The organism is Pseudomonas sp. 10B238 (genome assembly GCF_000970615.1).
Classification (GTDB): domain Bacteria; phylum Pseudomonadota; class Gammaproteobacteria; order Pseudomonadales; family Pseudomonadaceae; genus Stutzerimonas.
In genome coordinates this window covers 55,576-80,965 of record NZ_KQ033930.1, presented here as the reverse complement: position 1 = coordinate 80,965, position 25,390 = coordinate 55,576, and the positions used below count along the sequence as shown (strand labels likewise).

The window sequence follows — 25,390 nt, the reverse complement described above, 5'->3', positions numbered from 1 at the left end:
TCGCCCCTTTGGAACTCATGGATGAATAAGCAGCTGCCTCCCGATCTACTCCACCGCCTGGTTCCGCTCAACACACTGTCGCCTCGATATCTCCAAGAGATTCGCCATCAATTGGTGCCGCGCGCCCTGGCAGCAGGCGAAGTGCTGTTCGATAAGCAGACGCCATCGGGTTTGAGCTATTTCCTGCTCAGTGGCGTCCTTTCGCTGCTGACGCCGGAAGGCGAGCGGCGGTTGGTTGCTGGCTCGTCTGAAAGTTGCCATATGTTGGTTTCCGGCGCCCGGCTGAGCAAAGCCTGCGCGCTGGAAGATGTCAGCGTGCTGTGCATCGACAGTGAGCAGCTCGATCGCCTAGTGTCCTGGCAGCATGCCAATGCCGATCTGCTGCTGGAGCTGGCGACGGCAGGCGAGTTGACCGACTGGCTTGAGACGTTGCTGGAGAATCCGCTGTTCGCCAAAGTGCCTCCTGCAAACATACGCGACATGCTCGGCAGACTTGAGGCCATCGATATGCCAGCTGGCCATGTGCTGTTGCGCGAAGGTGAGGCCGGTGATTGTTGCTACTTCCTCAAGAGCGGCCGCGCCGAGGTCATGATCGGCCTTGGCAGCGCCGGGCAAGTGGTAGCGGAGCTGGACGTCGGGGCCTGCTTCGGTGAAGAGGCGCTGCTTACCGACGGACCGCGCAATGCTACCGTTACGCTGATCGAGGATGCGTGTGTGCTGAAGCTGGCACGCGAGAACTTCGTTTCGCTATTGAAGGCGCCGGTGGTCGATGAGCTCAGCCTGGAACAGGCGAATGCGCTGATCGAGCAGGGCGCCCAGTGGCTGGATGTTCGGCTGTTGGAGGAGTATCAACAGGGACATGCTCCGCAAGCGCTGACGATGCCGCTGCATCTGTTGCGGCTCAAGGCGCGATTGCTGAAGCAGGATCGGCTGTATCTTTGCTACTGCGACAGCGGCAAACGCAGCGCCAGCGCGGTGTTCCTGCTGACGCAGCTGGGCTTCAGCGCTTATCCGCTGCGAGGCGGCCTCGACGGGCTGTCGGCCGAGGATTATGCGATCTTGCTCTGTGAGCAGGGCAACGGTTATCTCGCGCGTTCCGGCGGGCGAACCGAACGCAGCGGCTGAACCGACGAGAGTCTAGCTCAGCATGGCGAGCAACCAGCCGGCGATGCCGCCAGCCAGTACCACCAGCCAGGGCGGCAACTTCCACACCATCAGGGCCGCTAAGGCAATGGCCGCCAAGACAAAATCGCCTGGGCCAAAAATCGCGCTGGTCCAGACCGGATCGTATAGCGCTGCCAGCAACAGCCCGACGACCGCAGCATTCACCCCGCCCAGCGCTGCTTGCATGCGCCGATTGGCACGCAACCGGTCCCAGAACGGCATGGCGCCGAACACCAGCAGAAACGATGGTATGAACACGGCGATCAGGCACAGCGCGGCGTTGATCAGGCTGCTACTGCCGCCGTGAATCGAGGCCCCAAGAAAGGCAGAAAACGTGAATAGCGGCCCTGGTACTGCTTGGGCTGCGCCGTAGCCGGCCATAAAAATGTCATTGCTGACCCAGCCGTTGGGCACGACTTCTGCTTCCAGCAGCGGGAGCACCACATGGCCGCCACCGAATACCAACGCGCCGGCGCGATAGAAGCTGTCGAACATTTCCAGTAGCTGGTTGGACGAGGCGGCAGCTAATGCAGGCAGCACAAGCAGCAAGGCAAAGAACAGCAGCAACGCCAAGGCGCCGGTGGTTTGCCCCACGCGAGGCCTGAAAGGGGTGGGGTTGGACATGGCAGCAGGGCGAAACAACACCAATCCAGCCAGGCCGGCGATTGCGATGACGACCAGTTGCGCCCAGGCACTGGCCAACAGCAGAACAGCGCAGGCAGCCAGCAGTGCGATCGCGATTCGCGGGCCATCGGTGCATAGGTTACGCGCCATTCCCCATACCGCCTGAGCGACTACGGCGACCGCGACGATTTTAAGGCCGTGGAGAAGCCCCTCGGGCAAACCATCGCCCAAATGGCCGATGCCCAGCGCGAACAACGCCAAGGCGATTGCTGACGGCAGCGTGAATCCTGTCCAGGCCGCCAGCGAACCGCGATAGCCGCCCCTCAGCAGGCCGATGGCAATTCCGACCTGGCTGCTCGCCGGGCCGGGTAGAAACTGACAGAGGGCTACCAGATCCGCATAGCCCTGCTCGTCAAGCCAGCGCTGGCGGTGAACGAACTCTTCACGAAAATAGCTCAAGTGGGCCACCGGACCGCCGAATGACGTCAGCCCGAGGCGCAGGAATAGCAAGAAAATTGTCCACGGACTCGATTGTTCCGGTGCGAATGACTGGACCTGGTCCGAATTCATCGAGCTGACCCTGGCGGTGGAAGAAGGTGCTGTTGGCTGCACAAGTCTGCCGGATGCAGATGACGTTTTCACGTCAGGTGCAGTTCAGCGGGCCGGCCAGGCGCTTGGGACCAGGAACAGACGCTCCTGTTCGAGCCAGTGTCCATCTGCGTGCTCCTCCAGGCGCACCAGCATTTTCGCCTGGCGTTGGCCCTCGACGTCGATGACCCACCGATCGAAATCGCGCCGCTGCCAGACGGCGCTCCACGGCACGCGAGCAGGAGCCAACCAGGCATGGCGGGGCAAGGGTTGCCAGACTGTTTCGTGGTCGCTTTCAGCGAACGTCGGCCAATCGTGGTGACGCAGCCAGCGCCCGCTTAGGTGCTGGGGGTTGGCGCCGGCAGGCGGGGAGCAGGCGCTTGCTAGCGGCTGGAACAGATAGCCGCCTAGCCACAGCGCGCTGTTGATCGGGGCGCTGGTCAGTTCGCTGAGCAATAGTTGCGCGGCGGGCACCGAGGGCAGCCTCAACTGGTGGTCACAGAGGCGCCTCAGCTTGATGTCGAGTCGGTCGTGGCTGCCGGGGCCCAGCCAGCGATCGTGCCGCGCGCTGTCGTCGCCCAGTCCGAGGTAGAACTTGACGGCCAGCTCCAGATGATGGACACCTTCCCGGTCACGCAGAAGCAGGTCAATCTCGCCCAAGGTATCGCCGCCATGGCGAATGGGCAGGTTCGCCACCAGCAGATCGACATCGGGCGCCTGACACAGGGCGAATTGCCAGAGGCGCTCGTAATAAAGCCCCAACCGCCTGATGCTGCGTTGCGCGAGCCAGGCCTCGAGAATCCCCGGCTGCGTGTCGAGCAGGCGCAGCCAGTCGGCCAGTTCTTCAGGGTGCTCAGCCCAGCGGCTGACCGTTAAAGGGTGTCGTTGTTGCGCCGGGGCCTCGCTCAGCAACGGTGGTGAGAGCAGCGTCCAAGCGAGATCCCGCACGGCCGGGTGCATCAGGCTAGGGAGCAAATCGCCAAGATAGGGAAGGTTCATGCAAGCAGCATAGCCGAGGTTGGTTTGCTGCCACTTCCAGCTTTCGCCCATAATCCGCCGGCCGCACTGCAACGGGGAATCCGAGCCGACCAGTTTGTTGAACTCGAACGTGCCTGCGCGACACCAAACTGATGCCAGATACGTTTCGGCCGATTGGTGTTTCTCCTGTCCCGCAACCGCTTTCACCCGTCTCGCCTACAGGGAGCTTCAATGGACCAGTTCCGCAATATCGGCATCATCGGTCGCCTGGGCAGCTCCCAGGTGCTGGATACCATCCGCCGGTTGAAGAGATTCCTCGTGGAGCGCCACCTGCACGTGATTCTCGAAGAAAACATCGCCGAGGTGCTGCCTGGCCATGGCATGCAAACCTCCTCGCGGCAGCGCCTCGGCGACTCTTGCGATCTGGTGATCGTAGTGGGCGGTGACGGCAGCCTGTTAGGCGCGGCGCGGGCGCTGGCCAAGCATCGGGTGCCAGTGCTGGGGATCAACCGGGGCAGCCTCGGGTTCCTGACCGACATTCGCCCGGATGAGCTGGAAGAGAAGGTCGCCGAGGTGCTCAGCGGACAATACACGCTGGAGAATCGCTTCCTGCTCGAGGCCCAAGTGCGGCGCTTCGAGGAGTCCATTGGCGAAGGCGACGCGCTCAACGACGTGGTGCTGCATCCCGGCAAGTCGACCCGGATGATCGAATTCGAGCTGTATATCGACGGTCAGTTCGTCTGCAGTCAGAAGGCCGACGGGCTGATCATCGCCACCCCCACGGGCTCAACTGCGTACGCACTTTCCGCTGGCGGGCCGATCATGCACCCCCGACTGGATGCGATCGTGGTTGTTCCGATGTATCCGCACACCTTGTCGAGCCGGCCCATCGTGGTGGATGGCAACAGCGAACTGAAAATCGTCGTCTCGCCGAATATGCAGATCTACCCGCAGGTCTCCTGTGATGGCCAGAACCACTTCACCTGCGCGCCAGGCGATACCGTCACGGTGCGCAAGAAACCGCAGAAGCTTCACCTGATCCACCCGCTTGACCACAACTATTACGAGGTCTGCCGTACCAAGCTTGGCTGGGGTAGTCGCCTCGGTGGAGGGGAATAGTGCTTGTCGACCCGGAGCGCAGCTACGACCTGATTGGGGACGTGCATGGTTGCGCCCACACATTGGCTCGTCTGCTGGAACAGCTGGGCTATAGCCGGCACGGCGACGTGTGGCGGCATCCTCGTCGGCAAGTGATCTTTCTTGGCGACATCATTGATCGCGGTCCACGGATTCGCGAAGCGCTGCACCTGGTCCATGCAATGGTCGACGCGGGGCAGGCGCATTGCATCATGGGCAATCACGAGTTCAACGCACTGGGCTGGTACGCCCCGGCGCCCCCCGAGAGCGGCAAGGCCTTCGTTCGCGATCACACGCCGCGGTACGCCATGCTGTTGCAGCATACCTTTCAGCAGTTCGAGCACTATCCGCAAGAATGGGCCGACTTCCGTGAATGGTTCATGACGTTGCCGCTGTACCTTGAAAACGAGCGTTTTCGGGTCGTTCATGCCTGCTGGGACAATGCGGTGATCAGTCAGCTGCGCGAGCGGTTGGTCAATGGATGCGTTGATCCCGCATTCTTGCGGGACGCGGCGTTCGCCCAAGGCTTCGCTGCCAAAGCACTGGACCGCCTGCTGCGCGGCACCGACATGCCGTTGCCCGAAGGGCTGACGCTGACCAGCGCGGAGGGCTTCACCCGCAGCTTCTTCCGGACGAAATTCTGGGAAGAAAATCCCCAGACCTACGGCGACATCGTCTTCCAACCCGACGGCCTGCCGGAAAAGGCCGCACGGGTGCCACTCAGCGATAGCCAGAAGAGCAAACTGTTTCTCTATGGACCGGATGACCCGCTATTGTTCGTCGGGCACTACTGGCGTAGCGGAACACCCGCGCCGATCCGACCCAACCTCGCCTGTCTCGATTACAGCGCGGTGAAATACGGCAAGCTCGTCGCCTATCGGCTCGATGAGGAAACCAGACTCGACCCGGCGAAGTTCGTCTGGGTGGACGTGGAGCGATAGATGGCCATCATCGAGGCGTTGCGCCTGCCATTGTCAGAGGACCTAAGCGGTTTCATCGCCTTGTTGCAGCGGTTGCAGGTGCCTTGCCGCGTCTCCGAGGAGTCTGGCGAGCAGGTCTTGCGGGTGCCGGCAGAGACGGCCGAGCAGGTCCGCGAGCTCTACCAGCGCTATCCCCGGGGCGACGGCGCCGTGGTGGCCGAACAGCCGCCACGGCGCGGCGGCGGTTTTGTCGCCAGCCTTCGCCGCAGCCCGCTGACTGCAGCGGTATTGCTGCTGACGATGATCGCAGCCGCCATCACCATGCTTGGCGAGAACTTCGAGACCATTCGCTGGTTCAGCTTCGGTGACTTCCGCATCGACGGTGAGTACGCCTACTTTGCGACGCTCGAACAAACCCTCGCGGCAGGGGAGTGGTGGCGGCTGGTAACGCCAATCTTCGTGCATTTCGGCTTCCTGCACCTGGCCATGAACTCGATGTGGTACTGGGAACTTGGGCGGCGCATCGAATATCGACAAGGCGCGCTGATGTTGCTTGGCCTGACGCTGGTGTTCGGCGTCGTTTCCAATGTGGCTCAATACACCTACGGTGGCCCCGGCATTTTCGGAGGATTATCCGGCGTTCTGTACGGGCTGCTCGGGCATTGCTGGCTATTCCAAAAACTCTCTCCCGATGAGGCCTATCGGCTGCCGCCCGGCGTTGTGGTGCTGATGCTGGTCTGGCTGGTGGTCTGCCTGACGGGCGTGATCGAAGTGGTGAGCTTCGGCGCATTGGCGATCGCCAACGCGGCGCATGTTGGCGGTCTGGTTGCCGGCTGTTTGACCGGCGTTCTCGGCGGGCTGCTGTCCCGTCGCAGAGCGGTGCGAATGGGCGACTGAAAGGCTGATCGGTTTTTCCCTAAAGCTGCGCTGCTCGGTAGAATGCGCGCTTGATTCCCTGGGAGCCGGCCATGTCGTCCTTTATCGAAGCCATCGAAAATATCACCCCCGAAATCTACGAAAACCTCAAAACCGCCGTCGAGCTGGGCAAGTGGAGCGACGGGCGCAAGCTGACGCCCGAGCAGAAAGAGACCTGCCTCGGTGCGATGATCGCCTGGGAGATGAAGAACCTGCCGGAAGAGGAGCGCACTGGCTATATGGGCGGCCAGGAGTGCGCCTCCAAGAGCAAGAACAAGGCGCCTATCGACACCAGTCTGTTTTCACCCGCTTCGGGAACGCGTCACTGATGCTTGAGCTGGGACGCGGCGCGCTGAGCAAGATGTCGATTCAGCTGGGTGAGCAGGCACAGTATTCATTCCGTCTGAACGACCAGCTGGTGCCGGTCAATCCGCTGATCGGCAAGACCCTACGGTTGGAATATCTGGGTGCCATTCACTGCAGCCATTGTGGACGCAAGACCAACAAGAGTTTCAGCCAGGGTTATTGCTACCCCTGCTTCAAGAAACTGCCGCAGTGCGATATCTGCATCATGAGCCCGGAAAAATGCCACCACGACTTCGGCACCTGCCGTGACCCGCAGTGGGGCATGGATTTCTGCATGACCGACCACGTGGTGTATCTGGCCAACTCCTCGGGTATCAAGGTCGGCATCACCCGCGCCACCCAACTGCCCACGCGCTGGCTCGATCAGGGTGCCAGCCAGGCGCTGCCGATCATGCGCGTTGCGACTCGCCAGCAGTCAGGAATGGTAGAAGACCTGTTGCGCAGCCAAGTGGCAGATCGCACCAACTGGCGTGCCTTGCTCAAGGGCGATGCCGAACCCATCGACCTGATCGAGATCCGCGAACAGATCTTCGATGCCTGCGCTGAGGGGTTGCGAGAACTACAGCAGCGCTACGGGTTGCAAGCGATCCAGCCAGTGGCCGATGCCGAGGTGCTTGAAATCCGCTATCCGGTCGAGGCCTATCCGACCAAGATCGTCAGCCTGGATCTTGAAAAGACTCCGGTCGTCGAAGGCACCCTGCGCGGTATCAAAGGTCAATATTTGATCCTTGATACGGGGGTTATCAATATCCGCAAGTTCACCTCGTATCAGATCGCAGCCAGCAGCACGGCCTAAATGCAAGGCGGGTAGCGGGGATAGGGTGGACAACTGCGCGGCCTTGTCCACCGATAAGCGCTGGCTGCCAACACCAGGTTCAAGGATGCACGGCCTGGAACAAACGCGTCGAAAAGCCTAAGCCGTTTTCCACCCTACAAGTCAGCCGCGACAGACGCTAAGCTCGAAGTCATCCTCCGCCCGGCCTCCGGGCGGGCAGTCCATTGCCCCATTACAGCTTGAAGCTTGCCGCTTGAAGCTCAGCCGACGAGGTTTCCATGCGCACCGAACAACCGAAAGTCATTCATCTAAAGGATTATCAAGTTCCGGACTACTTGATCGATGAAACCCACCTGACCTTCGAGCTGTACGAAGACCGCACCCTGGTGCATGCCCAGCTGGTCATGCGGCGCAATCCGGAGGCCGGTGCCGGGCTGCCGCCTTTGCAGCTTCACGGTCAGGATCTCGAGCTGATTTCGCTGGCGCTGAATGACCGCCAGCTCGGCCTGGGCGACTACGAAGTGGCCGAGGAAAGCCTGACACTGCAGCCCGATTGCGCCAGCTTCACCCTCGACAGCACCGTGGTAATCCATCCGGAGAGCAACACCGCGCTGGAAGGTTTGTACAAGTCGGGCAGCATGTTCTGCACTCAGTGCGAGGCCGAAGGCTTCCGCAAGATCACCTATTACCTCGACCGCCCGGACGTGATGAGCAAGTTCACCACCACCGTCAGCGCCGAGAAGCATGCCTATCCGATCCTTCTCTCCAACGGCAACCCGATCGCCAGCGGCGAAGAAGACGATGGGCGTCATTGGACGACTTGGGAAGATCCCTTCAAGAAACCCGCGTATCTATTCGCCTTGGTCGCCGGTGATCTCTGGTGCGTCGAGGACAGCTTCACCACCATGAGCGGTCGCGACGTGGCGCTGCGCATCTATGTCGAGCCGGAAAACATCGACAAATGCCAGCACGCCATGGACAGCCTGAAGAAATCGATGACGTGGGACGAAGAGGCCTACGGTCGCGAGTACGACCTGGACATCTTCATGATCGTCGCGGTCAACGACTTCAACATGGGCGCCATGGAAAACAAGGGGCTCAACATCTTCAACTCCAGCGCTGTGCTGGCGCGCGCTGAAACGGCCACCGATGCTGCACACCAGCGCGTCGAGGCGATCGTCGCCCATGAATACTTCCATAACTGGTCCGGTAACCGCGTGACTTGCCGCGACTGGTTCCAGCTGTCGCTCAAGGAAGGCTTCACCGTGTTCCGCGATTCGCAATTCTCCGCTGACATGAACTCGCCGACCGTCAAGCGCGTCGAGGATGTGTCCTACCTGCGTACTCACCAGTTCGCCGAGGATGCCGGCCCGATGGCCCACTCGGTGCGCCCGGAATCCTTCATCGAGATCTCCAACTTCTACACCCTGACCGTTTACGAGAAGGGCGCTGAAGTGGTGCGCATGATCCAAACGCTGCTGGGTGAGGAGGGCTTCCGCAAAGGCAGCGATCTCTACTTCGAGCGGCACGATGGCCAGGCGGTGACCGTCGATGATTTCGTCAAGGCGATGGAAGACGCCAATGGTGCCGACCTGACGCAGTTCAAACGCTGGTACAGCCAGGCGGGCACGCCGCGACTGGCCGTCAGTGAGCAGTACGACGCCGCCGCAAAAACCTACAGCCTGACATTTCGCCAGAGCTGCCCGCCAACGCCGGGGCAAAGCGAGAAGCTGGCGTTTGTCATCCCAGTTTCGCTGGGCCTGCTGGATGGGCAGGGCAACGAGATTGCACTACGCCTGCAGGGTGAAGACGCACCGGTCGGTACCACCCGCGTGCTGGCCGTCGACCAGCCCGAGCAGACCTTCACCTTTGTCGATGTGCCGGAGCAACCATTGCCTTCGCTGCTGCGTGGTTTCTCCGCTCCGGTGAAGCTGGACTTCCCCTACAGCCGTGATCAGCTGATGTTCCTGATGCAGCACGATTCCGACGGGTTCAACCGCTGGGAGGCGGGGCAGCAGCTGTCGGTCCAGGTGCTGCAAGAGATGATCGGGCAGCATCAGCGCGGCGAAGCGCTGCAGCTGGATCAGCGTCTGGTCGCTGCACTGCGCAGCCAGCTCGAGGACGAAAGCCTCGATCAGGCGATGGTCGCGGAAATGCTGTCGCTGCCGAGCGAGGCCTACCTGACCGAGATCAGCGAGATCGCCGATGTCGATGCCATTCACGCCGCGCGTGACTTCGCTCGCCAGAGCATCGCCACCGCATTGTTCGAGCTGTTCTGGAAGCGCTACCAGGCCAATCGCGAGGTTTCGCGGCAGACGCCCTATGTTGCCGAGGCGGGCCACTTCGCTCGTCGTGCCCTGCAGAACATCGCTTTGTCGTACCTGATGCTCAGCGGAAAGCCCGAAGTGGTCGCCGCCTGCGTCGAGCAGTTCGAGGACGCGGACAACATGACCGAGCGGCTGACGGCGTTAGCAGTGTTGGTCAACTCGGGCTTTGAAGCCGAGCGTGCCAAGGCGCTGGCCTCGTTTGCCGAGCGCTTCAAGGATAACCCGCTGGTCATGGATCAGTGGTTCAGCGTGCAGGCTGGTAACACCCAGCCGGGTGGTCTGGAGCGCATTCAACATCTGATGCAGCACCCGGCGTTCACGCTGAAGAATCCGAACAAGGTTCGCGCCTTGATCGGCGCCTTCGCCAACCAGAACCTGGTGAACTTCCACCGTGCTGATGGCGCTGGTTATCGCTTCCTGGCCGACCAGGTCATTGTGCTCAACAAGCTCAACCCACAGATTGCATCGCGCTTGTTGGCGCCCTTGACCCGCTGGCGCAAATACGACGTAAGCCGTCAGGGACTGATGAAGACCGAGCTGGAGCGGATTCTGGCGTCCGGTGAGTTGTCGAGCGACGTGTACGAGGTGGTCAGCAAAAGCCTTGCCTGATCAGGCCTGCGACGCTAGACCGTGACAGACGAAAATCCCTCACTTGCTGCGGGATTTTCGCTTTCAGAAGACTGAGAAGGTCTGGTCAGACGCCCCCTTCCGATGCGTGACGTGAAGGACGCAAAGCGCCATGCCATAAGGCCCACCTATCACGCAACATCATTGAGCCATGCTTAACAAAACATAACGTCCAAGCAATTGCCGCCGCTTTCGAAAGCCCTATAGCATGGCCTCGCCTGTCTCCATACGCAGGCCCTACCTAATAAAAATAAAGGGGGTATGTATGAGTGAGCCCGTCATGTGGCGCACACCGGTTGGCCGCGCGAAAAAAACTTCCCGCACGCCGATGTTTAGTAGTCAATCGCCGCTGGCAAGAACGCTCTCGCTCTGCAGTGTTCTCTCCATTTTATTTCTAGCCGCGCCTGCTCAGGCCCAAAGCCCTGCCGAGCCAGGCGTTCGCTATGCGATCGAATCGCAGAAAGCCGCAACCAGCTTGCTTCTCGATATTGCCCATGCTGGCAAACGTCTGGTTGCAGCCGGTGATCGCGGTCACATCCTTTACTCCGACGACGGTGGCGCCAGCTGGACCCAGGCCAAGGTGCCCACCCGGCAGCTGCTTACGGCGGTGTATTTTGCTGATGACAAACATGGCTGGGCGGTGGGGCATGACGCGCTGATCCTCGGCACGACGGACGGCGGCCAGACCTGGACGCAGCAGTACGAAAACCGCGAAGGCGAAGTGCCGCTGCTCGACGTCTGGTTCGAAAATGCCCAGCACGGTTTTGCCACCGGCGCTTACGGCGTCCTGTTGGAAACCACCGATGGCGGGGAAAACTGGGAAGACGTAGCTGATCGCCTCGATAACGAGGACGGTTTCCACCTCAACGCCATTGCCGAGATTCCCGGGTCCGGCCTGTTCATCGTCGGCGAGATGGGTGGCATGTTCCGCTCCGCTGACATGGGCGAAACCTGGGAGCGCGTCGAGTCGCCCTATCAGGGCTCGTTCTTCGGCGTTGTTGGCGGCGGCGAGCCGGGCGTCGTCGTCGCGTTTGGCCTGCGTGGCAATCTGTTCCGCTCAACCGATTTCGGCGACAGCTGGCAGGCGATCGAGCTGCTGGATGACGGTGATGCCGTGGAATCGGGTCTGGCTGATGGCAACCGGTTGGCCGATGGACGCATCGTCGTGGTCGGCCATGGCGGCACCGTGCTCAGCAGCGAGGACGACGGACAAAGCTTCAAGCTGTTCAGCCGCCCTGACCGACGCTCCTTGTCGGGCGTCGTCGGCAACTCGGATGGCAATCTGGTCCTCGTCGGGCAGAGCGGCGTCCGGATCGTTTCGCCGACCGGCGCCAACCTGCCCGTACAACAACAATAAGCCGGAGCCAACATGACCAAGCATCAGCAGAAGCCGGCGTCTTTCCTCGAGCGCCTGATATTCAACAATCGACCGGCAGTGATCCTTGTCTGCCTGTTGATCAGCGTGTTCCTGTTCTATCAGGCTGCCCAGGTTCGTCCTTCGACCAGCTTCGAAAAGATGATCCCGCTGGGGCATCCCTACATTCAGAACATGCTCCAGCATCGCGACGATCTGGCCAACCTGGGCAACACGGTTCGGATTTCCGTGGCAGCCAAGGATGGTGACATTTTCTCCAAGGACTACATGGAAACCCTGCGTCAGATCCATGACGAAGTCTTCTATATCCAGGGTGTCGATCGCTCCAACATGAAGTCGCTGTGGAGCCCCAGCGTTCGCTGGACCGAGGTGACGGAGCAAGGGTTTGCCGGTGGTGAGGTCATTCCGCAGACCTATGACGGGTCCCCGGAAAGCCTCGATGACCTTCGCAGCAACATTCTCAAGTCCGGGCAGGTCGGTCGTCTGGTCGCCAACGACTTCAGGTCCAGCATCATCGACGTGCCGCTGATGGAGTCATATTCGGATCCGGAAGACCGCGGCAAGCAGATCAAGCTCGACTACCAGAAATTTTCTCACGAGCTGGAAGAGAAGATTCGCGACAAGTACGAGGCTCAGAATCCTAATGTGGAGATTCACATCATCGGTTTCGCCAAGAAGGTCGGTGATCTGATTGACGGTCTGGTCGGCGTTGCGCTGTTCTTCTTTGTCGCCATCGGCATCACCCTGGCGCTGCTGCTGTGGTTCACCCGCTGCTTCAAGAGCACCATCGCGGTCGTCGTCACCACGCTTATCGCCGTTGCCTGGCAGCTCGGTCTGCTGCACACGCTGGGTTTCGGGCTCGATCCTTACTCGATGCTGGTCCCGTTCCTGGTATTCGCCATCGGTATTTCCCACGGCGTGCAGAAGATCAACGGCATCGCCATGGCTTCCGGCGAAACCGATGATCCGCTTGCGGCCGCGCGGATGGCATTCCGTCAACTGTTCATCCCAGGCATGGTGGCGCTGGCCTCCGATGCCGTTGGCTTCGTGACGCTGCTACTGATCGACATCGGTGTGATCCGCGAACTGGCGATAGGTGCTTCGCTGGGTGTGGCGGTCATCATCCTGACCAACCTGATCCTGTTGCCGGTGGCGATTTCCTACATGGGCATCAGCCAGCGCGCAGTCAAGCAGGCTAGAGATGAGGCCGCGCGTAACCATCCGTTCTGGCGCCTGCTGTCCAACTTTGCCAACCCGATCGTCGCGCCGATATCCATTGTCATCGCGCTGCTCGCCGTGGGTGGAGGACTCTGGTACGGCCAGAACCTGAAGATCGGCGACCTTGACCAGGGCGCACCGGAACTGCACCCGGATTCGCGCTACAACCTCGACAACGATTTCGTCATCAGCAACTACTCGACCAGTTCGGACGTGCTGGTGGTGATGGTGAAAACGGCGCCCGAGGGCTGCGCCCATTACGACACGCTCGCCGCCATGGACGAGCTGATGTGGAAAATGGAAAACACCGAGGGCGTGCAGTCGGCCGTTTCGATGGTCACCGTGGCGCGGCAAAGCATCAAGGGCATGAACGAGGGCAGCCTGAAGTGGGAAACGCTGTCGCGTAACCAGTTCGTACTGAACAGTTCCATTGCTCGTGCCGAAGGCATGTACAACAGCGATTGCTCTCTGGCGCCGGTGCTGGTGTTCCTCAATGACCACAAAGCCGAGACGCTTGAGCATGTGGTGTCCGCGGCGCGTGAATTCGCCGAGGAAAACAACCGCGAAGGTTTGGAGTTCGTCCTGGCTGCGGGCAACGCCGGTATTGAAGCAGCGACCAACGAAGTCATCGCCGCTTCTGAAACCACCATGCTGATTGCGGTCTACGCCGCGGTGAGTTTCATGTGCCTGCTGACCTTCCGCTCCGTCGCAGCGACTCTGTGTATCGTTCTGCCGCTGGTGCTGACCTCCATTCTCGGCAATGCACTGATGGCCTTCATGGGGATTGGCGTAAAAGTCGCGACGTTGCCGGTGATCGCACTCGGGGTGGGTATTGGTGTGGACTACGGCATCTATATCTACAGCCGTTTGGAATCCTACCTGCGCCAAGGCATGACGCTGCAGGATGCCTATTACGAGACCCTGAAATCGACGGGCAAGGCGGTCATCTTCACCGGTATCTGCCTGGCAATCGGCGTGTTCACTTGGGTGTTCTCGGCGATCAAGTTCCAGGCTGACATGGGCCTGATGCTGACCTTCATGTTCCTCTGGAACATGGTCGGCGCGATCTGGCTGCTGCCTGCACTGGCGCGCTTCCTGATCAAGCCGGAGAAGCTGCGGCAGAAAGCGTGACATAGCCAGGCGCTAAACTAAGAACCCCGCAAAGCGGGGCTCTTAGTATCTAGCGTTGGGGACGCGGAGTCTGCCATCACGTCGCTCTACCATCGCGGGCTGTCTGGTGGGCTGAAGCCCACCCTACCTTAGGGGCACGCCCTGCTGGGCATTCGCTGCCCGAACCTCAGAGTAGGGTGGGCCGGGCGGCGCTCCGCTTCAGCCCACCGTTCCCCGGTAGGACGGTTCGGTGATATGGACCCCTACGTGCTGAGTGTCAGCTCCAGCTTCGACCATCCGGTCCAACGTATCAGCAGCTACCTATCACGCAATCTGGCTTAGCCCCTGCGTAACGGCTTGCGCGGCGACTTCGCCGATGACCAGGATCGCGGGGCTCTTCAACCGGAACGCGGCAGCATCGGTGCACATAGCCCCCAGTTGCGAACGGCATTCGCGCTGTTGCGGCAGCGAGGCGTTTTCAATCATCGCCACCGGAGTGCTGGCAGGCAGGCCGCCTTCCATGAGGCCGGCCTGTACCTGCTGCAAGCTGCTCACGCCCATGTAGACGACCAGCGTGGTGCCGGTCTTGGCCAAGGCATGCCATTCGGGGCTGCTGCCGTCCAGGGTATGTGCGGTGACGAGGGTGACGCCGCGTGCTACGCCGCGTTGGGTGAGTGAGATACCGCATTGGGTGGCGCCGGCCAGGCCTGCGGTGATGCCATTGACCAGCTCGACCTCGATGCCGCGCTCCGCCAGCCATTCGGCTTCCTCGCCACCGCGGCCGAAGATGCACGGGTCACCCCCTTTGAGCCGCACCACGCATTTGCCCTGTCGTGCGTAGCGCAGCATCAGCCGATGGATGAATGCCTGTGGCGTCGAGCGGCAGCCGCCGCGCTTGCCAACCGGGATTACCCGTGCGTTCGGGCAATGCTCAAGTACTGCAGGGTTGACCAGATCATCGATTAGCACCACCTGCGCCTCGCGCATGGCGCGTACGGCCTTGAGCGTCAGCAGTTCCGGATCACCGGGCCCTGCACCCACCAGCCAGACTTTTGCGCTCATGTCTCTACCTCTCATGCTGCTGTAATGGTGTCGGCGACACGCCAAGCATCGCCAGCTGTCTATTGGTGGAGCCGTTCAGGCCACCGCTGGCTGCTTTACCAGCAACCGTTTGATTTCCGGTACACAGGACCCGCAGCTGGTGCCGCAACCCAGCTCCCGCTTCAAACCATTGAGGTCGAGGCCGCGGTCTATGCCCGCACAGATCGCGGCCTCGCCAACGTTCATGCAGTTGCACAGGGTCTTGGCCGCGCGGACGCCACCGCCCGGCGGTGTGCTCAGTGGCGCCAGCAGCCAGCGACGCAGTGCCTGATCGGCCGTGCCGTCGTGCCAGAGCTGTTTCAGCCAGTCGCGTGCGGCGGTTTCGCCGGACAGGCTGAGGGCGACGATGCGCCCCTCCTCGATACGCACCCGCTTACCGACAGCACGTCGTGGGTCGTCGTAAGCCACTACCGGGCCTTCATTCAGCCCCAGCAGCTGTTCGATCTGCGCCAGTTGTGTCGCATCCGGGGCTTCGTTACAGGCGGCGCGGATGACCAGCGCCGAACGGTCTCGCCCGGTCAGGCTGAAACTGGCATAGGCGAAGCCTTCAAATAATGGGCGCAATGCCTCGAAGCGTTTCTGCACACTGCCTTCTACCAGGGCAAAGAATTGCCAGGGCAGTTCGACCTTTTCCACCTCGATACCGGCGTGCTTGAGCTCCGGCTGTTTGGAGACTGGATCGAAGTCCGGCAGTGTCAGCACGTTCACGCCCATTCCCTTGAGGAAGCGATCCCCCCAATGCATCGGCATGAAGGCCTGGCCGGGCCGCAGGCAGTCGTCCTTCTGTACCGGTAGCAGTAGCTCGCCGCGACGGCTGCGGACCTTGACCAGCTGGCCATCGAGCAGACGGCGACGGCGCATGTCGTCACCACTCATGCTCAGTAGCGCCTCCTCGACGTGGCCAAACAGGCGCGCCGCGGTGCCAGTGCGGCTCATGCCGTGCCAATGGTCGCGCAAGCGACCGGTGTTCAGCGTGAGCGGGAAGCGCGCCTCGCGTCGTTCCTTTGGCGCCTGGTACTGCTCGGTGAGAAAGCGTGCGCGGCCGTTGTCCGTAGGGAAGACCCCGTCGCCATAAAGGCGCGTGGTGCCCTCTGTGCTGCCGGCGGGGAAGGGCCACTGCTGCGGCCCGAGCCGGTCGATCAGCGTATGGCTGAGGCCGGACAGGTCGAGATCACGGCCTGCGGTCAGCCACTTGTATTCCTCGAATATCGCCGACGGCGTATCGAACGCGAACAGGCTGGCCTGGCCGGGGCGCATCAACTTTTCCAACCGACGCGCGAAGTCGCAGGTGATCGCCCAGTCGGCCCGCGCCTCGCCCGGTGCGGCGATGGCGGGGCGCACATGGCTGATGCGGCGCTCCGAGTTGGTCACCGTGCCTTCCTTCTCGCCCCAGCTGGCGGCGGGCAGCAGGAGATCGGCGTAGCGACAAGTTTCGGTGGTGAAAAAGGCTTCTTGCACCACTACGAAAGGGCAGGCGGCCAAGGCCTCGCAAACTTTCTGCTGGTCCGGCATGGATTGCGCTGGGTTGGTACAGGCGATCCACATCGCCTTGACCTTACCGCTGCGCACCGCCTCGAACAGCTCGATGGCGGACAGGCCTGGCGCTTCCGGCAATGCCGGTACGTTCCAATAATCAGCCACTTCAGCTCGATGCCCCGCATTGCCCGCTTCGCGATGGCCGGGCAACAGGTTGGACAGGCTGCCGGTTTCGCGACCGCCCATGGCGTTGGGCTGACCGGTCAGGGAGAAGGGCCCGGCGCCGGGCTTGCCGATCTGGCCGGTGGCCAGGTGCAAGTTGATCAGCGCGCTGTTTTTGGCGCTGCCAGCGGTGGACTGGTTGACGCCCATGCACCAGAGCGAGAGGAAGCGCTTCGACGTGCCGATGAGGCGGGCGGTGGACTGCAGTTCATCGACGCCAATGCCGCAGAGGTCCGCCACCATGGCCGGGCTGTAGTCGCGCACCATGCGCTTGAGGTCGTCGAAGCCATCGGTATGAGCGTCGATGAAGTCACGGTCAATCCAGCCCTCCCAGAGCAGGATGTGAAGGATGCCGTGGAACAGCGCAACGTCAGTCCCCGGCAGGATCGCCAGGTGCATGCCCGCCAGGTCGCAGGTGTCGGTGCGGCGTGGGTCGACGACGATGACCTTCATCTCCGGGCGCTTGGCTTTGGCTTCTTCGAGGCGACGGAACAGTACCGGATGGGCGTAGGCCATGTTGCTGCCGACGATCAGCAGGCAATCGCTCTGTTCGATGTCCTCGTAGCTGCACGGCGGGGCATCGGCGCCTAGGCTGCGCTTGTAGCCGACTACGGCGGATGACATGCACAGCCGCGAGTTCGAATCGATGTTGTTGGTGCCGACCAGGGCGCGGGCGAGCTTGTTGAAGGCGTAGTAGTCCTCGGTCAGCAACTGGCCGGAGATGTAGAAGGCGACGCTGTCCGGGCCATGTTCGGCGATGGTCTCTGCGAATACGTTGGCCGCGTGGTCCAGCGCGGCGTCCCAATCCGAGCGTGCCCGGGCCAGCCCCTTGGCCAGCCGCAGTTCCGGATAGTGCGCGCGGGCGTCCAGGTCGCCGGTCAGGTGCAGGGTCGCACCCTTGCTGCACAGCTTGCCGAAGTTGGCGGGATGGTTCGGGTCGCCGGCGACATCGAAAATGCGCTCGCCGTCGTGCTCGATCAGTACGCCGCAGCCCACGCCGCAGTAGCAGCAGGTCGAAGCGGTTGTCTGGCGCATGGCGTCGGTTCCTAGGAAGTGTGGCTTCGTAGGGTGGGCTTTAGCCCACCGTTATTTATTGGTACAGCGGTGCATCGTTGCCCGAGCTCGCGTCCTTCGGGGAACCCTGCGGTGTTCGGGCCAGTTCATAGGGTGGGCTGCAGCCCACCCTATGATTTGGGGGCGCCGTTGTCGGGTAGGGTGGGCCGGGCGGCGCTCCGCTTTAGCCACCTGTCTGGCTGTTAAGCGAAAGCAATACGCGGCCGTTCTCGATGCGCGCTTCGTGTCGATGTGCGCAGCCCACATCCGGCGCCACGGCTTCGCCGCTGTCGAGATTGATCTGCCAGTTGTGCAGCGGGCAGGCGACCTGCTTGCCGAAGACGATGCCCTGGGACAGCGGGCCGCCCTTGTGCGGGCAGCGGTCGTCCAGTGCGAACACCTGATCGTCGGCGGTGCGGAAGACCGCGATGTCACCCTTCGGCCCGGCGACGATGCGTGCGCCAAGTGGGTTGATCTCATCCAGGGAGCAGATGTCGAACCATTTCATGGTTGTTTCCTCGCAATTCGGTTGATCAAGCAGCTTTCCGGTAGCGGCGAATCGTCACGCGGGCTCGATCTGGGCCAACTGAATGGTTTCGTATTCTTTCTTCAGCGATTGCTCGGCGATGGCCTTCTTCCAGCCATCGCCCTCGAAACTCAGCGAGAACATCAGCCGCTGGGCCAGTGCCTTGCGCCGGGTTTCGTCTTCCAGAACTATTTTCTTGATGTATTCCAAGCCGACGCGCTGCATGTAGTGCACGGTGCGTTCGAGGTAGAAGCCTTCCTCGCGGTAGAGCTGGAGAAAGGCGAAGCTGTATTCGGCGACTTCCTCGGCGGTCTTGACCTTGACGAAAAACTCGCCGGCCTCGGTCTTGATGCCGCCGTTGCCACCGACGTACAGCTCCCAGCCGGAATCGACGCCGATGATGCCGACGTCCTTGATACCGGATTCGGCGCAGTTGCGCGGGCAGGCGGAGACGGCCAGCTTGACCTTGTGCGGCGAGTACATGCCGAACAGTGCCTTCTCCAGATCGATGCCCAGCCCGGTCGAATTCTGAGTGCCGAAACGGCAGAACTCCTTGCCGACGCAGGTCTTTACCGTACGGATGGATTTGCCGTAGGCGTGGCCATCGGGCATGTCCAGGTCCTTCCAGACGTTCGGCAGGTCGTCCTTCTTGATGCCCAGCAGATCGATGCGCTGTCCGCCGGTCACCTTCACCATCGGCACCTGGTACTTGTCGGCAACGTCAGCGATGCGGCGCAGCTCGGCGGCATTGGTCACGCCGCCGAACATCCGCGGAATGACCGAGTAGGTCCCGTCCTTCTGGATATTGGCGTGGGCGCGCTCGTTGATGAAGCGCGACTGAGGATCGTCCTTGGCTTCGCCGGGCCATGAAGAGATCAGGTAGTAGTTCAGAGCCGGGCGGCAGGTGGCGCAGCCGTTGGGCGTGCGCCAGTTCAGGTAGCTCATCACCGCCGGGATGCTGATCAGGTGTTCGTCGACAATGGCTTTGCGCACCTGGCCGTGGTTCAGGTCACTGCAGCCGCAGATGGCTTTTTCACTTTTCGGCTTCACATCCGCGGCGCCGCCGACGGTGCTCATCAGGATCTGTTCCACCAGCCCGGCGCAGGAGCCACAGGAGCTGGCGGCCTTGGTGTGCTTTTTCACATCGTCGACGGAGAACAGCCCGTGCTCCTGTATCGCCTTGACGATGGTGCCTTTGCACACGCCATTGCAGCCGCAGACCTCCATGCTGTCGGGCATCGCCATGGCCTTGTTCTGGCCCTGGTGACCGGTGTCGCCGATGGCTCCTTCGCCGAACATGAGGTGGTCGCGGATCTCGCTGACGTTATGGCCCTCGCGCACCTGACGGAAGTACCAGCCACCATCGGCGGTGTCGCCGTACAGGCAGGCGCCGACGAGGATGTTGTCCTTGATCACCAGCTTCTTGTACACGCCGCCGATAGGGTCGGAGAGGGTGATGGTTTCGGTGCCTTCACCGCCGAGGAAATCGCCCGCGGAGAATAGGTCGATGCCGGTGACTTTCAGCTTGGTCGACGTCACCGAGCCCAGGTAGCGCGAGAAACCCAGCATCGCCAGATGGTTTGCGCAGACTTTGGCCTGCTCGAACAGCGGCGCCACCAGGCCGTAGGCGGTGCCTCGATGGTTGGCGCATTCGCCGACGGCATAGACGCGCGGGTCGTAGGTCTGCAGGGTGTCGTTGACCAGGATGCCGCGGTTGCAGGGTATTCCAGACTTTTCAGCGAGTTCGCTGTTGGGACGGATGCCTGCGGCCATCACCACTAGATCCGCGTCGATCACTTCGTCATCGGCGAAGCGCACGGCTCGTACGCGGCCCTCATCGTTGCCGATCAGCTCGGCGGTCTGCTTCTGCATCTTGAAGTTGAGGCCACGGGCTTCCAGTGCCTGCTGCAGCAGGGTGCCGGCTGTCTTGTCGAGTTGGCGCTCCATCGGCCATTCGCCGATATGCACTACGGTGACCTCCATGCCGCGCAGCTTCAGGCCATTGGCCGCTTCCAGTCCGAGCAAGCCACCGCCGATGACCACGGCGTGTTTGTGGGTCTTGGCGGTGTCCATCATCTTCTGGGTGTCAGCAATGTCGCGGTAGCCGATCACGCCGTCGAGCTGGTTGCCCGGGATCGGCAAGATGAAGGGGTTCGAGCCGGTGGCGATCAGCAGGCGGTCGTACTCGGCCTCGCTGCCGTCTTCGGCGATCACGCGGCGCTTGGCGCGGTCGATCTCGACCACCTTGCGGTTGAGCATCAGACGAATGTTGTTTTCGGCGTACCAGCTGAGGTCGTTGAGCACGATCTCCTCGAAGGTCTGCTCACCGGCCAGCACGGGGGAAAGCAGGATGCGGTTGTAGTTCGGATGGGGCTCAGCACCGAACACGGTGATGTCGTAGAGCTCAGGGGCGAGCTTGAGCAGCTCTTCAAGGGTGCGAACCCCGGCCATGCCATTGCCAATCATCACCAGCTTGAGTTTCTTCATGCTGTTCTCCGTGCCGGGCCGGCGCGCTGAATGCTGTCGGGCCATGCCGTTGAAATATCCAACAACGAAAAAGGCGTCCCACTGATCTCCCAGTGAGGACGCCTTTGTCCTTGTTTTCCGTATTCGGAGCCTGACCCTCCACGTTGAAGGTCCGGCTTGATGTAAGCCTGACAATGCAGAGGCTGTGCCAACCTGATCGCGGTTCAGCGGCTGGCCGCGGTCAGCCGTAGCGCGCATGTCGCCCTGCGCGACGTCTTCGTCGCGCAGCCCAGCACTGACGGGCGCCTGGCACGGAGCGAACCGGTACAGGCGCACGTAATGCTGCGCTGTCTTATCGTTTCGCCAAGCCTGCGCAACCGGGCCGAAGCGACTTGCAGCTGCACCCCTATATAGCAAGCTGCGCAGTACTGGTGCGTCGGTGGACTGCTGCGAGTCTTTTTGGTGGGCTGAAGCCCACCCTACGCAATGAGGCCGTGTGTCGTGACGGCTCTTGGTGGTTGAGACCCGTAGGTGAACCGGGTGGCAGCTCCGCTGCACCCGTAGGGTGGGCTTCAGCCCACCATTACGGAGGAGGTCGCGGGCTGCATGGCGAAATTGACCGTTGACAGCCGCCGGCCCGCTTTTCTATTGTTTCGCCCATGCGCCGATTTAGTCAGCTACTTGCGGGGCGCCTGGAGCCAAGGCTTCGAAATACCGCTAAAGCGCTGGTTCGGTGTCGCCTCCCACCGCTGCCCAGCGGAATTCTCGAGGCGGGACTTCTCCCAATGAATGCACTGCAACGCGCCCCTCTACGTTTGGCCCCTATCACCAGTGGGCTTGTCCGCAGCAACCCGAAAATCCTCCTTGGCGGTAGCCATCAACCTTCGTTGTTACGTTATCTAGACGGCTGGCCGAAGCGCTGGGGCAGGCCGCGTGCCTTTCAGGTTCAGTTCACCGGGGTCGATGAGTCGCTGGCGCACTTTGCATCGAACAGTTTCGATATGGCCGTGATCCAGGCGCCGAGCGCTGAACGTCTCGAAGACTGCGTGCGGCAACTGACGCGTGTGGCCCGGCAAGGTTTGATCGTCCGGCGCGTGTCGGTCTGATCGCAAGGTGATTGGTTAGCTGCCTTTCGCCAACCAGACCACCAGCATCAGATTTAGCAGCAGTGAAATCAGGGCCAGCCCACGCCAGACCTTCAGCGGTTCGCGTTCCAGCAGCGGTAGTGTTGCCGTGTTGCTGGCCAGCCGCTCCCCCTGTTCCAAGGTCAGCAGCCATTCCTCCGCGGTTTCGAAGCGCTGCGAGGGGTCAACCGCGACGGCGCGCCTGAGCATGTCATCCAGCCACTGGGGCAGATCAGGGCGATACCGGTTTGCTGGCACAGGGCTGCCGAAACGGGGCCGCTGGAAAGCCTCGACTTCGCCGTAGGGAAAACGGCCGGTCAGCAGGAAGTAGAGGGTGACGCCTGCCGCATAGAGGTCCTGCTCCCGGCTCGGCGCTTCGCCGCTAAAGGCCTCGGGCGCGATATAGCTTGGGGTGCCCGGAAGATGATGCGGCAGGTCACGGGACAGACCTGGGCAATAGGCGAGGCCGAAATCCAGCAGGCGCAACTCGCGGTTGTCATCCAGATGCAGATTCTCGGGCTTGATATCGCGGTGCAGGATGTTGCGCCGGTGCAGCATGCCCAATGCTCGGACCAGGCATGGGGCCATCTGCAGCCAATCGGTCAGTGCCATCGGGCCCTGTTGAGTGAATTGCTGGGCGAGGGTCTGGCCACGGTATTCACGCTGCACGTAGTACAGGTGCTGGCGCTGGGGCAGTCCGTGGACTTCGGGAAAGGCACGGCCGGCGACGCGGCGCAGAAACCACTCTTCCTGCAGCAGGGCTGGCCCGGCTTCGGGTTCATCGTCGCGGCTGGGCGGCAGCGTTTTCAGCAACCAGGGCTGACCCTGCTGATCACTCACGCGGTAGACCAGCGACTGGCGCGACTCGGCCAGCAGCGAGTCGACGGCCCAGCCTTCGAACACCTGTCCGGGGCGTAGCTTGGGTGGCAACGGCCAATCTGCAAGCTGTGCGAGCGAATCGGCTAGTGCCGCTTCCGGCAGTTCGTCGACCCGCAGCAGCAGGGCGCTGGCGTTGTCCTGGCTGCCGGTCTGGTGGGCTAGATGGACCAGTGTTCTGGCCGCGCCGGACAGATCAGGTTCGGCGCTGAGCACATTCCGGATATCGCCTTCGGTAATGCTGGCCCAGACACCATCACTCAGCAGCAAAAAGGATTCGCCGAGGCGCAGCTCGCCGTCGAGGTAATCCACCACCAGATGCTGGTCCAGGCCCATGGCACGCTTGAGCACGTGCTGCATGTTCGGCTGTTCCCATACGTGGTCTTCACTGAGCCGCTGCAGCTCGCCATCGAGCCAGCGATAGGCGCGACAGTCACCAACATGGGCGAGGGTGAAGCGACGGCCGCGCAGCACCAACGCGGTCATTGTGGTCAGCAGCGGTTGCCCACCCCCGTTGGCCTGCAGCCAGCGGTTGTGAGCAACCAGCAGTCGATCGAGAGATTGCGCCACGGTCCAGGTCTCCGGCGTGGCGTAGTAATCGGTGGCCAGCGCCTGCAAGGTCGCGCGTGCCGCCAGGCCGCCATCGGCGCACTGGCTGACGCCGTCCGCAATCGCAAACAGCGCGCCCTTGCTTGCGGCGAGCCCGGGGGTTGGCGTGACGATCCGCAGCGCGTCCTGATTTTCCTCACGGGGGCCGGTTGCGGTGGCTTCGCCAAACGACAGCTGCAACGGCATGAGGCAATGCTCCGATGGGGCTAAGCGGGAATGGACGGCGAAGGCAGGCCCTATGGCCTGCCTTGTGGTTAGCGTATTCGAACTCAGACGCGTGCGGCGGTCATCGCGGCGGAACCCCAGGTGGTCCTCCAGCGACGCTTCACGCCATAGAGCCCGAACCACGCCAGCGCACCGAGGCTGGCGAACAGCCACAGACCCATCTGGTAGTCACCGGTGGCCTGCTTGACTGCACCCAGACCGGCGGTCAGCAGGAAGCCACCGATACCACCGGCCATCCCGACCAGTCCGGTCATCACGCCGATTTCCTTGTTGAATCGCTGTGGCACCAGCTGGAACACCGCGCCGTTACCTGCGCCAAGGCTGAGCATGGCAACGACGAACAGCGCCAGCGCCGCCGTCGAGCTTGGCAGGTTGAAGCCGACCACGAACAGGCACGCCGCGGCGACGGTGTACATCACCAGCAGCGAGCGAATACCGCCGATGCGGTCCGCCAGTGCACCGCCCAACGGGCGCAGCAGGCTGCCGGCAAAGACGCAAGCCGCGGTGTAGTAGCCGGCCTTGACCGGATCGAAGGCGTACTGATCGTGGAAATAGCCGGGTAGGGTGCTGGCCAGGCCAAGGAAGCCGCCGAAGGTCACGCTGTAGAAGAACATGAACCACCAGCTGTCGCGATCACCAAGCGCCTTCATGTAATCGGCGAAGGACTTCGGCGCAGGGCGGTTCGGCGCATTCTTGGCGAGCGAGGCAAAGATGATCAGCGTCAGCACCAGGGGAATCAGTGCCAGACCGAACACGTTGCTCCAGCCGAACATCGTGGCCAGTACCGGTGCGAACAGCGCCGCGAGCACCGTGCCGGAGTTGCCTGCACCGGCAATGCCCATGGCCTTGCCCTGATGCTGCGGCGGATACCACTGCGAGGCCAGGGGTAGCGCCACGGCGAACGAAGCGCCGGCCATGCCGAGGAACAGGCCGAGCAGCAGCGCTTGCTCATAGCTGTGAATGCCATGCAGCCAGGCGATGAACAAGGCGGCGATCACCACGACCTGGCCGAACAACCCAGCGGTCTTCGGCGAGGTGCGATCGGCGAGCATGCCCAGCACCAGTCTGAGCACGGCGCCGGAGAGAATGGGTGTGGCGACCATGAAGGCACGCTGTTGCGTAGTCAGCCCCAGGTCGGCGGCGATCTGCACGCCCATGGGGCCGAGCACGTACCAGACCATGAAACTCAAGTCGAAATAGAGAAAGGCGGAGAACAGTGTCGGGGTGTGGCCGGCTTTCCAGAAACTGGTATTCATCGGGTAGGCTCCAGGCATTCATCTAGTGCAAAAGAGGCCGCCCCAGCTTCGAGGCGAAAACAAAAAGGCGCCGCACCACGCCTGCCGGAGCAGGAATGTTGCGACGCCTTTGTCTTAATGTGGAGACCGCCGTTGGCCTACCGTGCCGAGAGCCAAGCACCTAGCGTGCCAGTCTGCTGCCGGCCGCGTTTTACGCAGCAGTGATGCTGGGCACGGACAACCGGACGTCGTCGGCTGCACAACCGTTGTGCGATGAGCGCCATTTCGGGGCAGTGCTTTGGTGAATGTCTTTATCCTCTCGGTGGCTGCTAGGCTTGGCCTGCAAAGCTTTG

18 protein-coding genes are annotated in these 25,390 nt (G+C 61.9%); 10 read left to right on the top strand and 8 right to left on the bottom strand.

The window, feature by feature from the left end:
* Positions 1–21: 21 nt before the first annotated feature.
* Positions 22–1,125 carry a cyclic nucleotide-binding domain-containing protein gene (locus RT21_RS07100; protein WP_045426149.1) on the top strand — a complete coding sequence of 368 codons (1,104 nt, stop codon included), beginning with the start codon at positions 22–24 and terminating at the stop codon, positions 1,123–1,125.
* A gap of 12 nt (positions 1,126–1,137) precedes the next feature.
* Here the strand turns inward: RT21_RS07100 and chrA are convergent, their stop codons facing one another.
* Positions 1,138–2,358 carry a chromate efflux transporter gene (gene chrA / locus RT21_RS07095; protein ID WP_045426152.1) on the bottom strand — a complete coding sequence of 407 codons (1,221 nt, stop codon included), beginning with the start codon at positions 2,356–2,358 and terminating at the stop codon, positions 1,138–1,140.
* An 84-nt stretch (positions 2,359–2,442) separates the two neighbouring features.
* The gene (locus RT21_RS07090) at positions 2,443–3,375 is read right to left on the bottom strand and encodes a DUF1853 family protein (RefSeq protein ID WP_045431717.1); all 933 of its coding nucleotides are present in this window, start codon (positions 3,373–3,375) and stop codon (positions 2,443–2,445) included.
* Positions 3,376–3,585: 210 nt separating this feature from the next.
* Between RT21_RS07090 and RT21_RS07085 the strand changes: the two genes are divergently transcribed.
* The 8 genes from RT21_RS07085 to RT21_RS07050 all read left to right on the top strand — a co-directional run bounded on the left by RT21_RS07085 (position 3,586) and on the right by RT21_RS07050 (position 14,145).
* Complete coding sequence (locus RT21_RS07085; protein WP_045426155.1) at positions 3,586–4,473, top strand: NAD(+) kinase; 888 nt, start codon at positions 3,586–3,588, stop codon at positions 4,471–4,473.
* The gene (locus RT21_RS07080; RefSeq protein WP_046162183.1) at positions 4,473–5,432 is read left to right on the top strand and encodes a metallophosphoesterase; all 960 of its coding nucleotides are present in this window, start codon (positions 4,473–4,475) and stop codon (positions 5,430–5,432) included. Before RT21_RS07085 ends, RT21_RS07080 begins: the two co-directional genes overlap by 1 nt.
* Positions 5,433–6,308, top strand: a complete 876-nt coding sequence (locus tag RT21_RS07075) for a rhomboid family intramembrane serine protease (protein ID WP_046162182.1) — start codon at positions 5,433–5,435, stop codon at positions 6,306–6,308.
* 71 nt (positions 6,309–6,379) lie between these two features.
* Positions 6,380–6,655: a YeaC family protein gene (locus RT21_RS07070; RefSeq protein WP_045426161.1), complete on the top strand. Its 276-nt coding sequence runs from the start codon at positions 6,380–6,382 to the stop codon at positions 6,653–6,655.
* Positions 6,655–7,488, top strand: coding sequence for a DUF2797 domain-containing protein (locus tag RT21_RS07065; protein ID WP_046162181.1), 834 nt, complete (start codon positions 6,655–6,657; stop codon positions 7,486–7,488). Before RT21_RS07070 ends, RT21_RS07065 begins: the two co-directional genes overlap by 1 nt.
* 257 nt (positions 7,489–7,745) lie before the next feature.
* Positions 7,746–10,403, top strand: coding sequence for an aminopeptidase N (pepN, locus tag RT21_RS07060; RefSeq protein ID WP_046162180.1), 2,658 nt, complete (start codon positions 7,746–7,748; stop codon positions 10,401–10,403).
* 283 nt (positions 10,404–10,686) lie between these two features.
* The gene (locus tag RT21_RS07055) at positions 10,687–11,778 is read left to right on the top strand and encodes a YCF48-related protein (RefSeq protein ID WP_046162179.1); all 1,092 of its coding nucleotides are present in this window, start codon (positions 10,687–10,689) and stop codon (positions 11,776–11,778) included.
* Between the two features lie 12 nt (positions 11,779–11,790).
* Positions 11,791–14,145, top strand: a complete 2,355-nt coding sequence (locus tag RT21_RS07050; protein WP_046162178.1) for an efflux RND transporter permease subunit — start codon at positions 11,791–11,793, stop codon at positions 14,143–14,145.
* A gap of 303 nt (positions 14,146–14,448) precedes the next feature.
* On the opposite strand, the gene cobA is transcribed toward RT21_RS07050, so the two are convergent.
* From cobA to nirB, 4 genes are all read right to left on the bottom strand, one after another.
* Positions 14,449–15,186, bottom strand: a complete 738-nt coding sequence (gene cobA, locus RT21_RS07045; protein WP_046162177.1) for a uroporphyrinogen-III C-methyltransferase — start codon at positions 15,184–15,186, stop codon at positions 14,449–14,451.
* A gap of 75 nt (positions 15,187–15,261) precedes the next feature.
* On the bottom strand, positions 15,262–17,958 hold the full coding sequence (locus RT21_RS07040) for a nitrate reductase (protein ID WP_046162176.1): 2,697 nt from the start codon (positions 17,956–17,958) through the stop codon (positions 15,262–15,264).
* A gap of 202 nt (positions 17,959–18,160) precedes the next feature.
* Complete coding sequence (nirD, locus tag RT21_RS07035; protein ID WP_046162175.1) at positions 18,161–18,484, bottom strand: nitrite reductase small subunit NirD; 324 nt, start codon at positions 18,482–18,484, stop codon at positions 18,161–18,163.
* Positions 18,485–18,538: 54 nt separating this feature from the next.
* Positions 18,539–20,989, bottom strand: coding sequence for a nitrite reductase large subunit NirB (gene nirB, locus RT21_RS07030; RefSeq protein ID WP_046162174.1), 2,451 nt, complete (start codon positions 20,987–20,989; stop codon positions 18,539–18,541).
* 764 nt (positions 20,990–21,753) lie between these two features.
* Here nirB and RT21_RS07025 point away from each other — a divergent pair.
* Positions 21,754–22,074 (top strand): hypothetical protein, encoded by a 321-nt coding sequence (locus RT21_RS07025; protein ID WP_045426181.1) that lies wholly within the window; start codon positions 21,754–21,756, stop codon positions 22,072–22,074.
* A 15-nt stretch (positions 22,075–22,089) separates the two neighbouring features.
* On the opposite strand, the gene RT21_RS07020 is transcribed toward RT21_RS07025, so the two are convergent.
* The gene (locus RT21_RS07020; RefSeq protein WP_046162173.1) at positions 22,090–23,763 is read right to left on the bottom strand and encodes a bifunctional protein-serine/threonine kinase/phosphatase; all 1,674 of its coding nucleotides are present in this window, start codon (positions 23,761–23,763) and stop codon (positions 22,090–22,092) included.
* An 83-nt stretch (positions 23,764–23,846) separates the two neighbouring features.
* On the bottom strand, positions 23,847–25,058 hold the full coding sequence (locus RT21_RS07015) for an MFS transporter (protein ID WP_046162172.1): 1,212 nt from the start codon (positions 25,056–25,058) through the stop codon (positions 23,847–23,849).
* Between the last annotated feature and the right edge of the window lie 332 nt (positions 25,059–25,390).

Coding starts and splice junctions, on each gene's coding strand:
- RT21_RS07100 (WP_045426149.1), top strand. CDS start 22: ATGAATAAGCAGCTGCCTCCCGATCTACTCCACCGCCTGGTTCCGCTC.
- chrA (WP_045426152.1), bottom strand. CDS start 2,358: ATGAATTCGGACCAGGTCCAGTCATTCGCACCGGAACAATCGAGTCCG.
- RT21_RS07090 (WP_045431717.1), bottom strand. CDS start 3,375: ATGAACCTTCCCTATCTTGGCGATTTGCTCCCTAGCCTGATGCACCCG.
- RT21_RS07085 (WP_045426155.1), top strand. CDS start 3,586: ATGGACCAGTTCCGCAATATCGGCATCATCGGTCGCCTGGGCAGCTCC.
- RT21_RS07075 (WP_046162182.1), top strand. CDS start 5,433: ATGGCCATCATCGAGGCGTTGCGCCTGCCATTGTCAGAGGACCTAAGC.
- RT21_RS07070 (WP_045426161.1), top strand. CDS start 6,380: ATGTCGTCCTTTATCGAAGCCATCGAAAATATCACCCCCGAAATCTAC.
- RT21_RS07065 (WP_046162181.1), top strand. CDS start 6,655: ATGCTTGAGCTGGGACGCGGCGCGCTGAGCAAGATGTCGATTCAGCTG.
- pepN (WP_046162180.1), top strand. CDS start 7,746: ATGCGCACCGAACAACCGAAAGTCATTCATCTAAAGGATTATCAAGTT.
- RT21_RS07055 (WP_046162179.1), top strand. CDS start 10,687: ATGAGTGAGCCCGTCATGTGGCGCACACCGGTTGGCCGCGCGAAAAAA.
- RT21_RS07050 (WP_046162178.1), top strand. CDS start 11,791: ATGACCAAGCATCAGCAGAAGCCGGCGTCTTTCCTCGAGCGCCTGATA.
- cobA (WP_046162177.1), bottom strand. CDS start 15,186: ATGAGCGCAAAAGTCTGGCTGGTGGGTGCAGGGCCCGGTGATCCGGAA.
- RT21_RS07040 (WP_046162176.1), bottom strand. CDS start 17,958: ATGCGCCAGACAACCGCTTCGACCTGCTGCTACTGCGGCGTGGGCTGC.
- nirD (WP_046162175.1), bottom strand. CDS start 18,484: ATGAAATGGTTCGACATCTGCTCCCTGGATGAGATCAACCCACTTGGC.
- nirB (WP_046162174.1), bottom strand. CDS start 20,989: ATGAAGAAACTCAAGCTGGTGATGATTGGCAATGGCATGGCCGGGGTT.
- RT21_RS07025 (WP_045426181.1), top strand. CDS start 21,754: ATGAATGCACTGCAACGCGCCCCTCTACGTTTGGCCCCTATCACCAGT.
- RT21_RS07020 (WP_046162173.1), bottom strand. CDS start 23,763: ATGCCGTTGCAGCTGTCGTTTGGCGAAGCCACCGCAACCGGCCCCCGT.
- RT21_RS07015 (WP_046162172.1), bottom strand. CDS start 25,058: ATGAATACCAGTTTCTGGAAAGCCGGCCACACCCCGACACTGTTCTCC.